Origin of the sequence: Pseudoalteromonas sp. SR45-6 (assembly GCF_014163545.1) — a bacterium.
In the GTDB taxonomy this organism is placed as follows: Bacteria; Pseudomonadota; Gammaproteobacteria; order Enterobacterales; family Alteromonadaceae; genus Pseudoalteromonas; species Pseudoalteromonas rhizosphaerae.
Window position 1 is genome coordinate 39301 of the sequence record NZ_JACJDM010000012.1, and the last position, 13647, is coordinate 52947.

Annotated in this window: 11 protein-coding genes; 5 read left to right on the forward strand and 6 right to left on the reverse strand. The window is 41.4% G+C overall.

The genetic code is table 11. The features are described 5' to 3' along the window. The first annotated feature begins 88 nt into the window (after positions 1–88). A complete protein-coding gene (locus H5158_RS07845) occupies positions 89–1726 on the forward strand; it encodes a methyl-accepting chemotaxis protein (protein ID WP_182718307.1) in 1638 nt (545 codons plus the stop codon). 70 nt (positions 1727–1796) lie between these two features. Here the strand turns inward: H5158_RS07845 and H5158_RS07850 are convergent, their stop codons facing one another. From H5158_RS07850 to H5158_RS07860, 3 genes are all read right to left on the reverse strand, one after another. Then, positions 1797–3320 carry a leucyl aminopeptidase family protein gene (locus tag H5158_RS07850; protein ID WP_182718306.1) on the reverse strand — a complete coding sequence of 508 codons (1524 nt, stop codon included), beginning with the start codon at positions 3318–3320 and terminating at the stop codon, positions 1797–1799. A gap of 175 nt (positions 3321–3495) precedes the next feature. After that, complete coding sequence (gene dinB / locus H5158_RS07855) at positions 3496–4548, reverse strand: DNA polymerase IV (protein WP_182739787.1); 1053 nt, start codon at positions 4546–4548, stop codon at positions 3496–3498. 66 nt (positions 4549–4614) lie between these two features. After that, positions 4615–4818, reverse strand: coding sequence for a hypothetical protein (locus H5158_RS07860; RefSeq protein ID WP_259398497.1), 204 nt, complete (start codon positions 4816–4818; stop codon positions 4615–4617). Positions 4819–4964: 146 nt separating this feature from the next. Here H5158_RS07860 and H5158_RS07865 point away from each other — a divergent pair, with 146 nt between their 5' ends. The 3 genes from H5158_RS07865 (at position 4965) to H5158_RS07875 (ending at position 7615) form a co-directional block, all read left to right on the forward strand. Then, complete coding sequence (locus H5158_RS07865) at positions 4965–5396, forward strand: thioesterase family protein (protein ID WP_182718304.1); 432 nt, start codon at positions 4965–4967, stop codon at positions 5394–5396. A 15-nt stretch (positions 5397–5411) separates the two neighbouring features. Beyond that, positions 5412–6464 carry an aldo/keto reductase gene (locus H5158_RS07870; protein ID WP_149981211.1) on the forward strand — a complete coding sequence of 351 codons (1053 nt, stop codon included), beginning with the start codon at positions 5412–5414 and terminating at the stop codon, positions 6462–6464. 209 nt (positions 6465–6673) lie between these two features. Continuing rightward, on the forward strand, positions 6674–7615 hold the full coding sequence (locus tag H5158_RS07875; protein WP_182739788.1) for an ABC transporter substrate-binding protein: 942 nt from the start codon (positions 6674–6676) through the stop codon (positions 7613–7615). On the opposite strand, the gene H5158_RS07880 is transcribed toward H5158_RS07875, so the two are convergent. The 3 genes from H5158_RS07880 to H5158_RS07890 all read right to left on the reverse strand — a co-directional run bounded on the left by H5158_RS07880 (position 7554) and on the right by H5158_RS07890 (position 12010). Further along, positions 7554–8150 carry a fumarylacetoacetate hydrolase family protein gene (locus tag H5158_RS07880; protein WP_149981213.1) on the reverse strand — a complete coding sequence of 199 codons (597 nt, stop codon included), beginning with the start codon at positions 8148–8150 and terminating at the stop codon, positions 7554–7556. The genes H5158_RS07875 and H5158_RS07880 overlap by 62 nt on opposite strands. 121 nt (positions 8151–8271) lie before the next feature. After that, on the reverse strand, positions 8272–10779 hold the full coding sequence (locus H5158_RS07885) for an exo 1,3/1,4-beta-D-glucan glucohydrolase (RefSeq protein ID WP_182739789.1): 2508 nt from the start codon (positions 10777–10779) through the stop codon (positions 8272–8274). Between the two features lie 16 nt (positions 10780–10795). Further along, a complete protein-coding gene (locus H5158_RS07890) occupies positions 10796–12010 on the reverse strand; it encodes a sugar MFS transporter (protein ID WP_259397251.1) in 1215 nt (404 codons plus the stop codon). A 278-nt stretch (positions 12011–12288) separates the two neighbouring features. Here H5158_RS07890 and H5158_RS07895 point away from each other — a divergent pair, with 278 nt between their 5' ends. Continuing rightward, a complete protein-coding gene (locus H5158_RS07895; RefSeq protein WP_182739790.1) occupies positions 12289–13635 on the forward strand; it encodes a GH1 family beta-glucosidase in 1347 nt (448 codons plus the stop codon). Positions 13636–13647 lie beyond the last annotated feature (12 nt).

The following is a 13647-nucleotide window of genomic DNA, read 5'->3' on the forward strand; positions in this document are numbered from 1 at the left end:
AACAAGGGACAGTTAACTAGATTTTAAAGTAATATTTACTACGCTTAATATATGCGCGCCTACTGCGAGCACTTCTAAAGGATTTTTTATGTCGTACCTACGCCGTTTTACTATTTTTCAGCGCTTAGCTATCTTGGTAAGTTTGGTCGTTGTTGGTTTACTTTTTTTAAGTATTACCAGTTTAACTCAGCAATATAGTTCACTCAAAGCAGGCCAATATACGAAAACAAAAAATCTGGTTGAAGCTGCTTATAGTGTTATTACCCATTATCATTCATTACAACAAAGCGGCGAACTCACCGAGCAACAAGCCCAACAAGGTGCACTAACTACGATAGCTAGTATTCGCTATGACAATGACAATTACTTCTGGATCAATGATTTTCAGCCAGCCATGGTTATGCACCCTTTTAAACCAGAGTTAAACGGTAAATCACTCAGCAACAGTAAAGACCCCGATGGCGTACCGTTATTTGTTGAAATGGTTAAAATAGTTAAGCAAAGTGGTGAAGGTTTTATCCCTTACAAATGGCCTAAACCAGGCAAAGATCAGCCAGTTGATAAAATAGCCTATGTGAAAGGTTTTACCCCATGGCAATGGATAGTCGGTTCAGGTGTCTATATTGATACTATTGATGAGGCTTTTGCCAGCTTACGGAATTTAGTTATTCTCAATGCCGCAGTGATTATTTTGCTATTAATTAGTTTAAGTTACTTAATCGCCAGAAGTATTTTATTACCAACTCGGCTTGCTGCAAATATGATGAAAAGTATCTCTCAAGGTGAAGGGGATTTAACCCAAACCTTAGATGAAAATGGTAATGATGAGGTATCACGGTTATCTCGCCACTTTAATTTATTTACTACCAAAATGCGTGAGTCACTTAAACAAGTGGCAAATAATGCCAATGATGTTAACCAGCATGCCCAAACAGTGGATGATGCGAGTAAAACCAATCATTCTTTTATTGAACTGCAAAACGATAGCTCAACGCAAGTCGCTGCAGCAATGGAGCAAATGACCCACCAAATTCATGATGTAAGTCGCAATGCCGAAGCGGCTGAACAAGCCGCTAACCAAGCCGCGGTGAATGCATCTGAAGGTAAAGAAGTCGTTGCTAAAACAATTCAAGCCATAGAAACACTGTCCAAAAATATTGAGATTGTGAGTCAAGTTACCGCTGATTTAGCTCAAGAAAGTAATAATATAGGATCGGTACTAGACGTGATACGCGGTATTGCGGAGCAAACCAATTTACTGGCACTCAATGCTGCAATCGAAGCGGCACGTGCTGGCGAACAAGGCCGGGGGTTTGCCGTTGTAGCTGATGAAGTACGCACTCTTGCAAGTCGCACAGGCAAGAGTACAGACGAAATTCAGGCGATGATAGCCAAATTACAAAAAGGCGCAAAGGCGGCCGTAGAGGCGGTAACAGCTAGCCAACAATTATCCACCAGCACAGTACAACAAGCCGGATCTGCCAATACCTCATTAACTGAAATTGAACGTCTGGTGTCAGTGATCACCGATATGAATGGTCAAATAGCCCGTGCGACTGAGCAACAATCAAGTGCTGCGGATGAAGTCAATTTGCGAATTAATGAACTATCGCAATCAACCGAACAGTCTCTGGCCAATACATCACAACTTTCTGGTGCGAGCGATAATCTTAAACACAGTAGCCAACAGCTAACTGATGTGGTTAATCGCTTTAAATTAGATTAATTAACAAAAACAAATTACAAAAAAGCCCCGTCATTTTATATGACGGGGCTGTTGTATTTAATACTGCTTATTATAAGCAGTAACGAGCAAATAAACTGCTTAGGCCTGCTGCAGTTGGTTTACCGTGCTGCCAATCACCACCTTCAACACCACTACCGGCAATATCCATATGCACATAAGGTAAAGGCTGTGCTGACTCACAACCATGCTTATCAAGGCCACCAACAATAGCTAAAAATGCCATAGGGAACTGATGACCACGTGCGGTAACTGCTGATGCTGCATTGTTACTTGATAATACGTCATCAGCTAAAGTACGCGGTTTAATAAAATCATAGTCTTCGCGACGGCTGCGAGAAACTTCTGCACCATCAGCCCATAAGTCACCACTGTCAGCCAGCTTACGAGAAATATTAGCCGCACGTGCAGGGCCATTTTCAACGTATGCACTGTAAGGTCCCATTGCACGAGCTGCATGTCCGGTTAACGTTGCGACCGTAAAGATTTCAGGATTAACTTCTCCTTTTGCTAAATCTTTCATCTCGCTGAGTAAATCCCCCATAGCTAAGCGCCCTTCTGCATCCGTATTACCGATGCGAACACGTACGCCCTCACGGCTAGTAATAATTTCATCTGGTACAAAACAATCAGAACCAATTGAGTTACGAACTACTGCTAAGTAAGCAATAACTTTAACGCCTTGTGGTTGAAAGTCTGCCACTGATTTCATAAAACCAGCAACAGAGGCTGCGCCGCCTTTATCACGGCTCATACCGGCCATATGCCCGCCCACTTTTAAATCGGCACCACCGGTGTCATATACTAAGCCTTTACCGACAAACATTAAGGTACGTGTTACTTCGCCCTCTGGTACATATTCAAGTTTTACAACCCGAGGGTGATGACGCTCAACCGCATATGAAGCGCGAGCTACGGTACTCATCATCGGGTACTCTTTATCAATCGTGGCAATATCTGCAATCACTGCAACATTGACCTTGCTGCCTTTAAATAAATCTACACAGTAATCAGCAAAACGTGGTGGCGCCATACGCTCAGGCTCAGTGCCACATAAATCACGAGCAGCATACTGCCCTGCGGCAATGGCATTCACCGCTTTAATTGTTTGCTCATTAGCACCAAACAAGGCTATTTGAGTGATCGGTTCAATGCTTTCACCATGAAACTCGCGTGCCTCAAGCGGCTGCCACAACGCTTGGCAAGCACCAAGATAAGCAACTTCTAAGGCATACTGATAACGGCTATCTTGGCTTGCTTGTGGTAAGTAAATAGCAGGTTTTGTACTGCCTGATGCTTTAGCTTCATTGATAGCCAATTTAGCTGCATCAAAATAACGACGTACATCGTCATAATCACGATTTAATGGACCTGTCGGCGCTAAAATTACCCGTTTAGAATCAACAACAAGCAGCGTGACTTGCTTACCAATACGTGCATCAACCGCCATTTGCGCTTTAATAGCTTGGCTTAGATTCGGATCGTCTAACTCAGAAAAATTATCGGCAATAATAATAAGCGCATCATGTTTTGCGTTATCTAATTGCGGGGCTGCAACTGCGTGAGGATATGCCATAAAAAAAGGTCCTGTTGTCAAAATACGTAGGAGCTTATTATCATTGATTTAAATAGCTATTGCCAGCAATGTACGACGAGCTAACATAACGCTGGCAACTTGGAGTTACAGTGTAAAATACAGCAGTTACTCACTGCCCACTTATCATTTATTGAAGCAAATAGCGCGCAGTATCTTAATCTAATATACTCAGCTGTAGATGTTGCTGCGGTTCATTTTTAACACCGACTCCTACACCGAGTAACCGCACTGGCTGCTGCAAGCCACGTTGATATGCTTTGCTCAGCAGCTCAGCCAAGATAGTTTCATCAAGTCGGTGGCAAGTTTGATCGGCCGATGTAACCACAAAATTAGCAAACTTCACTTTGACACTGAGTTTATTTATACGTTGCTCTAATTGCTGTTTTGTTAATCGACGTTGAAGCTCAGCCAATAATATTGGCAATTGATCTAAACACGCTTGTAAGCTGGTTTTATTATATTCGTAGGTATGCTCAACACTGAGCGATTTACGGGTACGTTCTGTGGATACTTTACCAATATGTAAACCGGCACATTTTTGATACAGCGAGACCCCAAAGTTACCAACGTGTTGCTGCATCCAATTAACCCCTTTAGCGCGCACATCAGCACCGGTGTATAAGCCTTTTAAATTGAGTTTTTCAAGGGTAACCTTACCGACCCCGGGTATTTTACCCAAAGGTAATTGCGCTAAAAAGTCATCCACTTGCTCAGGCAATACTACAAATTGACCATTCGGTTTATTTTCATCACTGGCAATTTTGGCAATAAATTTTATCGGCGCAATTCCAGCCGAAGCAGTTAAACCGGTGGCTGCAAAAATATCGGCGCGGATCTGCTCTGCCATTAAGGTCGCACTACCATGGCATGCATTACTGTCAGTCACATCAAGGTAAGCTTCATCTAAAGAAAGAGGCTCTATAAGATCGGTATAGTGCTTAAATACAGCACGAATTTGCGAAGAGGCTTGTTTATAAACTTGCATACGCCCTGGTACAATCACTAAATCTGGGCATAATTGTTTAGCACGGTAGTTAGACATCGCAGATCGCACACCGTATTCGCGGGCGATGTAATTTGCTGTAGAGAGCACTCCACGGCGACTATTGCCACCAATTGCCAAAGGTACATTAGCAAGCGCGGGGTTATCGCGCATTTCGACCGCTGCGTAAAAGCAATCCATGTCAATATGAATAAACTTTTTCATTCCTCAAACCAAGCACTGTACAAATGAACAGTTATTATTCATTAAGTTTGATTTATTAGCAAGTCATCAGCTCGATGATTCTTGCTGTGAAGATTTTTTACGATTAAATAACCTCGCACCGAATAACCAAAAAGCACCTTCTAAAATAAAACCAACTACGATTAGTATCACCATCCCAGAAGCATTGCCCATCGCATAACAAACTAATGCCAAACAGATCACCACCAGTAGCGCTAAGCGTTTCATTATTTTTGCTGTCACTGTATTCATAATTAGCTCCTTTAAATCAGATTAAAGTATTCATTTACGTAACCGTGAACTACTAAAACTAGCACATTTTCACTGTTTTCCTAATTATCTTGAGCTAAACAGCACCAATTGCTAATCTACGTTTTTACTTTAAAGAGCTGTCGAATATGCAATCATTCATAGAACAACATCCTATCCATACAGCAATTAATGTTGCTTGGGGAGAAATGGATGCCTTACAACATGTCAATAATGTGGTGTATTTTCGTTATTTTGAAACTGCTCGAATTGATTTTTTTAATCAAATAAATTTACTCGAAGATTTACAAACAACAGGTATTGGTCCTGTGATCAGTGAAAATAACGCGCGTTATAAACGCCCTGTCACATTTCCTGATACAGTGTTGGTAGGCGTTACCATCAGTGATATTCAAAAAGACCGTTTTATGATGCACTACAGAGTATTTAGCCAAGCGCAAAATGCCTTGACTACATTAGGGTCATCGCAAGTGGTGATGTTTAATTTTAAAACGGGTAAGAAAGCACAATTAAGTGAGCCATTATTGGCTGCATTACATAAGTACAGCCGAGAATCATAAAAGTAAGGAATCATTATGCGTTACAACCCACTTGGTAGCAGTGGTCTCAATGTGTCTCGTGTATGCTTAGGCAGCATGACGTGGGGCGTACAAAATAATCAAGCAGATGCTGATGAGCAAATTGCTTATGCCTTAGAGCATGGCGTAAACTTCATTGATACTGCAGAAATGTATGCCATCCCTCCCACTCCAGATACGTACGGAAAAACAGAGCAAATTATCGGTAATTGGTTAGCGCGTAATCCAAGTAAGCGAGACGATATTGTGCTCGCCACTAAAATTGCTGGCAATGGCCTAGCTTGGATACGCGATGGCGGCGATATTACTCGTCAAGCAGTCGTTCATGCAGTTGACGAGTCATTAAAACGCCTACAAACCGATGTAATTGATTTATACCAACTACATTGGCCGAATCGTCAATCACCGCACTTTAGCAAACAATGGCCAGGTATGATCCGTTTTAGTGACGCCAATACAGAGCAACACACAGCGGGTATGCTCGATATTCTTGAAGGTTTAAACGACTGTGTTAAAGCTGGTAAAATTAAACATTGTGGTCTCTCTGACGACACGCCATGGGGTATTAGCCAATTTTTACGATTAAGTGAACAACACAATTTACCGCGCATGGTCTCTATTCAAAATGAATTTAGTTTATTACACGCTAAAGATTGGCCTTATCTAATAGAGCAATGTATTCACGAAGATATTGCTTATTTACCTTGGTCACCCTTAGCAGGCGGTATGTTAAGTGGAAAATATTTAAATGGCGCACGTCCCGATGGTAGCCGCTGGACACTGGTGCAGCGTAATGGTTTATTCCGTGACACAGCACAATCGCAACAAGCAATCAGCCACTATGTTGAAATTGCCCAGCAATACCAAATAACCCCAGCACAATTAGCGCTTGCATGGTGTGACCAAGTTGATGGTGTTACTTCTTCAATTATTGGTGCAACCAGCTTAGTACAACTAAAAGATGACATTGCCGCGTTCAACATCGAATTAAGCGAACAAGCTTTAACTGATATTGGTAATGTATTTAAGCAATACCCAATGCCATTTTAATCAATAAAGCCCAATCATTATCAATGCTTGGGCTTTCCACCAGATTAAAACACTTGAAAAACAACCTACTCACAAATAGTGAATCAAAAAAACACCACTAAAGCATTAAAAAATTAACTTAATGCAATAATTTACCATCCTTTAGTAGCGCAAAATATTAGTTATTGTATACTCGATTTAAATTGTTAGCGGATAAAGTAAATATAGCTATGCGTATTGTCTATTACTTCGTTACATTATTTTATTTTTTTTCAAGCACCTATGTACTTGCTAATAATACCGATGAAGTAACTCACATAACTTGGCTCCAAAGTGATGCGGCGCCTTTTCATCTGGCTAAAACAGCGCAAACTCCAGATGGAGGCTTATGTGATTACTTAGTCGAACAGCTCATCATTGAGTTACCCGATATAGAGCATACCCGCGAAATGTTGCCGCAAAAACGTATAGGCAAGTACCTCGATGAAGGTCAACAAGCATGTTACCCTTGTATGATCCACCGTAAAGTTAACACCCCGCGAGTGATCTATTCGGTGCCAACAACGGTGTACCCACCATTTGCTATCATTGCCTCAGCTAAAACAGCGAAAGTAATTAGCCAACAACACAGTTCACCGATAAATTTAGTTAAACTACTGACAGATAATAAATTTATTTTTGGTCAATCCGCTGCGCGTAAATTTACTCCAGAGTTAAATACCATCGCTCGAAATACTAAAAGCGACCAAAATACATCATTAAGTTGGAACAGTGAAAACGAAAGCAGCTCGGTGATCAATCGGCTCAATCATGGGTATATTGATTACACTATCGACTATCCTTTTTTAGCCGATTACTACAACCGCTTCAGCGAATTTGATAATGTAGTAACCTTACCTATTGCCGATCACGCCGATAAGCTGGTTTTAGGTGCGATTGGCTGCTCAACCAATGCCCCTAATAATTTTGCTAATAATGCTTTAAAAAAAATAAATCGAGTGCTAACAAATAGCATACTGCCGTCTGCAAAGTACCAGCAAACACAGCGTGTATTGCTTGAAAATACCTTTGCAGAGTTCGATCAACAATATCAACAACAGATATTAAAACTTACTCAGCCAACCACTCTTGCTGAACCAATAAGTCTGAGCCCAAGTGTAACTGAGCAATAAATTTACTTCCTGCGTTCACAGCTCCTACCCCTGCAGGTGTGCCAGTCATAATAATATCGCCATCAATTAAAGTCATAAACTCACTAACTTGGGCTGAAATAACCGCAGGTTTATAAAGCATTAACTCAACGCCGCCTTGTTGTCGCACCTTATTATCTATCAGTAAGGTTAAGCTTAAATGCTCAATAGCTTGTTCGTCTATTTGTACAAACTCACTAAACAATGCAGAGCCATCAAAGGCTTTCGCGCGTTCCCACGGTAAACCGCTGGCTTTTAATTTACTCTGTAAATCTCGCTTAGTTAAATCCAGTCCCACCGCCACAGCAGCTAAACAGCCATTGTTAACTTGAAAACAAATTTCAGTCTCAAAATGTAATTGCTCATCCTTATGAGTACACATTAAGGTATTTGTTATCGCGCTTGGCGGCTTTAAAAACACCACCATTTCGTCTGCCTCTTGATTACCAAGCTCAGCAATATGCGCAGCATAGTTACGACCAATACAAATGACTTTTGATGGATTCACTGGTTTCATTTCGATCTTTCCTATTCAATAAAAAGCAGCCTAGACTACTTTTTATGACGTTTATTGGCAATTAACTTCGTATTGCTATTTATCTAGATCGATGTCAGTGGTGTTAAGCCTAACAAAGGCATTACTGGCATGAAATAACCTCAGTAGATACATGCTCGCTGGTGATGTTGAGTTTCGCAATCGATACCTGCCATGGCGCAGCTGTACTTAACTGCCAAGGTGAAAATACTTGACCTAAATTAACACCTTGCTGTGCAAAACACCGTAAATCAATGTTTAAAGTCTGCCATTCGTTGGTTGCATTTAGCTGCTTAGCAATATCCAATTTACCTTGGCAATCATCACCACATTGCATACCAAGCCAAAGCGGGGCATCGGCACTTTGCTCAACCTTAATTTGCATTTGTAATTGCCCTGCTTTTTCAACAAACGAACGTAAATCAGATGGGAATGCCGCACTTAAACGCACTGCTGCTAGTTCATCGCCGCTGAAGGTAATTGCACGCGCATCTTCTTGAACGTCTTTATCAAAGGTTTTAACGCTAACAGCTCCGATTGATTCGCGACTACTTGCCATCACTTTTTGCTGCTCACCACTTTGTAAATGCAGACTCCATGGCGCTTTAACCGCGCGCTCAAACAATACTAAATCATCAAGCTGCTGTGATATTCCTGTTTGCTTAACAAGATCATCTTGCAAGGTGTTTTTATCTGAATAAGTTAAGCCAAAACCATACGGTAATAATGGCGAATAATCTTTATCACCACGATTTTCGTTATCAACTGGGTTATTCGGCCAAGAAAACGACAGCTTGCCTTTAAAATCATGATTTACTGAGCCATCTACATTTGCAAATAACACATCGCTAATTGCATCCCCTTCGCTACCTGGCAACCACGTCGCGACAAACGCATCACTGGCATTAAGTTCTGCGTTTACCCACATTGGGCGGCCGCTAATAAATAATGATACAACGGGAATACCGGCTTGCTTTAATTTTCGCAGTAGCGCTAAATCCGTTTTATTACCCCGCTGATATTCAAGATTATCTAAATCCCCATTGCCTTCTGCGTAAGGTTGCTCACCAAATACTACAATAGCGACATCTGGACGAGTATTGAACTCACCGTTTAAGTCATGCTGAACTTGCCCGCCCGCTTGCTTAACAGTGTGTTCAATACCATCCAAAATCGACGTGCCACCTGGGAAATCGCTATTTTGATTCCCCGTACCTTGCCAAGTAATGCTCCAACCGCCAGATTGCATACCGATATTATCAGCACCTAGACCGGCTACTAACACATTTGCTTTTGGCGAAAGCGGCAGTAACTGTTGTTTGTTTTTTAGGAGTACTAAAGATTCGCGAACTGCTTGTTTTGCGATTTTACGATGTTCAGCACTACCAATGACCTCTGTTTTTCCTGAAAGTGGACGATTTGCAGGACTTGGTTTATCAAATAAACCCGCACGCATTTTTACTCTCAGAATACGCGTTACCGCATCATCAATTCGTGATTGCGCAATTGTGCCATTGTTAACTTGTGCGATAAGGTTTTCATAAAGTGGCTTCCATGCATCAGTAGGCACCATGTATACATCAAGGCCGGCATTAGCGGCTTGTGCACAGTTTCCATTGGTACAACCAGGAATTTGTCCATGACCATTCCAATCACCCACAACAAAGCCATCAAAACCCATTTTGCCTTTTAGCACATCAGTTAAGAGATATTTACTGCCATGGATTTTTTCGCCATGCCAGCTATTAAACGACGCCATAACTGTTTGTGCTCCAGCACCTAAGCCTCCCACATAACCTTGCGCATGAATGGTAAATAACTCTGCTTCGCTGGTAATATTATTACCTTGGTCATCACCGCCTTGTGTACCACCATCACCAATAAAATGCTTAACCGTACTGATCACCCGTCTATCTGATAAAAAGTCTTGATCAACTGCGCCTTGTAAGCCTTTTACTATTGCGGCTGAATAATCTCTAACAATTTGTGGATCTTCTGAATACCCTTCATAAGTGCGGCCCCAGCGGTCATCTCGTACCACAGCAACGGTAGGTGCAAACACCCAATCTATACCGGTTACCATCACTTCTTGCGCGGTCGCTGCAGCAATTTTTTCAATCAATTGTGGATTGTTAGCCGCACCTAAACCGATATTGTGTGGAAATAACGTCGCACCAATAACATTATTATGACCATGAACTGCATCGGTTCCCCACATAGTTGGGATACGGCTACCATCAAGGGAATCATCTACTGATGCTTGGTACATTTTTTCGGCTAGTTCAATCCAATCAGCAGCCGTGGCATGTTTATTATTATTAGGAAAAGCCCCACCGCCATTAAGGTAAGAACCAAAACCATATTGACGCATATCTTCCACTGTAATATCGCGAATTTCAGGTTGGATCATCTGGGCTATTTTTTGTTCTAAGCTCATTGAGCCGAGCAAGTCAGCAATTTTTTGCTCCATATTGGCATCGTCTTTAACACCGCTTTTGATCATCGGCCAAATATCATTGGTCGCTGCTGTTTGTTCTGATTGCGAACAGCCATTCATCGCCATTGCTGCAATCATCATTACCAAAAGAGTACGTGGTTTTGTTATTGTCATGTTGTCCACCTAGTTATCAATGACGAGTTGAGGTTGTTACTTTTGAGCCAAATAGCGCAAAGTAAGTAATATATAAATAGCAGCCGATCGGCAGTAATAGTGCTAATTGCACACCAAAATTGTCAGCTAGGACGCCTTGTAATAATGGAATAATTGCACCACCGACAATAGCTAAGCATAAAATACCTGAACCCTGAGAGGTATATTTGCCAAGGCCTTGTAGGGCTAAACTGAAGATGGTTGGGAACATAATTGAGTTACATAATCCGACCAACAAAATAGCCCACATTGCTAATGCCCCTTGTCCTGTCATCGCCATTAACACCAGTACCATGGCAAGTAGTGCATGACATGCCAATACCTTACCGGCATTGAGTTTTTGCATGATGGCAGCACCAATAAAGCGACCTATCATGGCGCCAGCGAAGTAATAACTAATATAATGTGCTGCTTGCTGCTCAGTAAAACCCGCAATATGATCTAAGGTTAAAAAGCCTACTAAAAAGCTGCCGATTGCGACTTCAGCACCGACATAAACAAAAATGCCAATGGCTCCTAAAATTAAATGGCGATACTGCCAAACACTACCTAAATCAATAAAGTTCTCAACATATTGATTTTCACTCTCAGCATCTGCTGCTTTGCCAAGTTTAGGTAATTTTAAAAAAGCAAAAATAACCGCAAGTACCAGCAAGCTTGCTGAAAGCATTAGATAAGGAAGTTTAACTTGCTCTGCGGTTGCTTGGCTGACTTCGGTTAGAATAAGCCAGCCACCAAAGATTGGCGCAACCGTAGTACCTAACGAATTAAATGCTTGGGTCATGGTTAAACGCGACGACGCTGTTTTTGCAGCGCCAAGTACGCTTACGTATGGATTGGCTGACACTTGTAAGATGGTAATCCCCGAGGCCAGTACAAATAGCGCCAATAAAAACAGCTCATAAACATGCGCTACGGCTGCGGGATAGAATAATGCACAACCAACCGCTGCCACCACCAAGCCCACCACAATACCAAATTGATAACCTATTTTACTCACCAACTTACCAGCGGGTATCGACATCACAAAATAAGCCCCAAAGAAACAAAATTGGATTAACATCGCTTGGGTATAATTGAGTGAAAACATCCCTTTTAAATAGGGGATCAGAATATCGTTTAGACACGTAATAAACCCCCACATAAAAAATAAGGTGGTCAACGACGTTAAAGCAAACGTTTGTTTGCCCATTGGTTGTAGGCTATGTTCATTCGTTGCCAAATTGTGTGTGACGTTTGCCATATTAAACTCTCTAATTATTTTAATTATCAGTTCGTTACGTTTATTAAAGTACTTTTTCATTACTTAAAAAAAGCAAATAATAGTTGCAACATAAAATGTAAGCGCTTACATTTATATCATATAAATCGAAATTAGCAATTTATTTACAAATATTCTGTAAGCGCTTCCATTTTAATAACTATGCTGCGCTTAATGTAAAAGTAATTGCCAAAACTGAATGTTAAAGGATGCACCTAATCGTGTTTAAAACTATTTCTCTGCCGCCTAGCTCTGCGCTACTTAAACCTCAGTTTACCTTTGGTGTAGCCACAGCCTCATTTCAAATTGAGGGAGCTCGCAACGCACGCCTGACATCTATTTGGGATACTTTTTGTGACCAACCAGGGGCTATCACCGACAATAGCAATGGCGATACAGCCTGTAACCATGTTGAACTATGGCAACAAGATATCGCAATGATTGCTGACTTAGCCGTTGATGCGTACCGATTATCAATTTCATGGCCGCGCGTATTGCATCAAGATGGCAGTATTAATCAGCAAGGCATTGGCTTTTATCGTGATTTATTAACGGCTTTAAAAGCACGCAATATCAAGACCTATGTCACCTTATATCACTGGGATCTACCCCAACACTTGGAAGATAACGGTGGCTGGTTAAACCGTGACACCGCCTATGCATTTGCTCACTATACTGATTTAGTTACCAAGCAGTTGACAGGTTTAGTTGACTCTTATGCGACTTTAAATGAACCTTTTTGCAGTGCCTATTTAGGCTATGAAGTGGGTGTACATGCACCCGGTATTAAAAGCCAACAAGCAGGTCGTCAGGCGGCTCATCATTTATTGTTAGCCCATGGTCTTGCCATGCAAGTACTGCGCGCCAATTGCCCTAATATAGAAGCTGGTATTGTTCTTAACTTCAGCCCAGCTTATCCAATGACAGAAAACGATACACAAGCAGCATTATTAGCCGATCAATATCACAATCAGTGGTATATCAAAGCAGTTTTAGAAGGTCAGTATCCGGCGCTTTTAAATAGCCTCAGTAGTGAAGTGCAACCCCATATAGCTGCTAATGATATGGCGATAATCAGTCAAAAAATCGACTTTATTGGCGTTAATTACTATACCCGCATACACTACAAAAACACTGATGATAACTGGTTTGCCGAAGCACAAATCAACAACATAGCTGTGACTGACATGGGCTGGGAAGTCTATCCACAAGGTTTAACTGAGTTGTTAGTATCATTAAATGAGCTATACCAACTACCTAAAGTTTATGTAACTGAAAATGGTGCGGCCATGGCAGATACACTACGAGATGGCCAAGTACTCGATACAGAGCGCGTTAGTTATTATCATAGCCACCTCAATGCAGTGCATGACGCAGTTGAGCAAGGGGTTGATATACAAGGCTATTTTGCATGGAGCTTAATGGATAACTTTGAATGGGCATACGGCTATGAAAAACGCTTTGGTCTCGTTTATGTTGATTATGAAAACCAGCAACGCATACTAAAAGAGAGCGCAATACAATATCGCGCATTGCTCACACAGCGCAAAAAATAATAACAACATGAG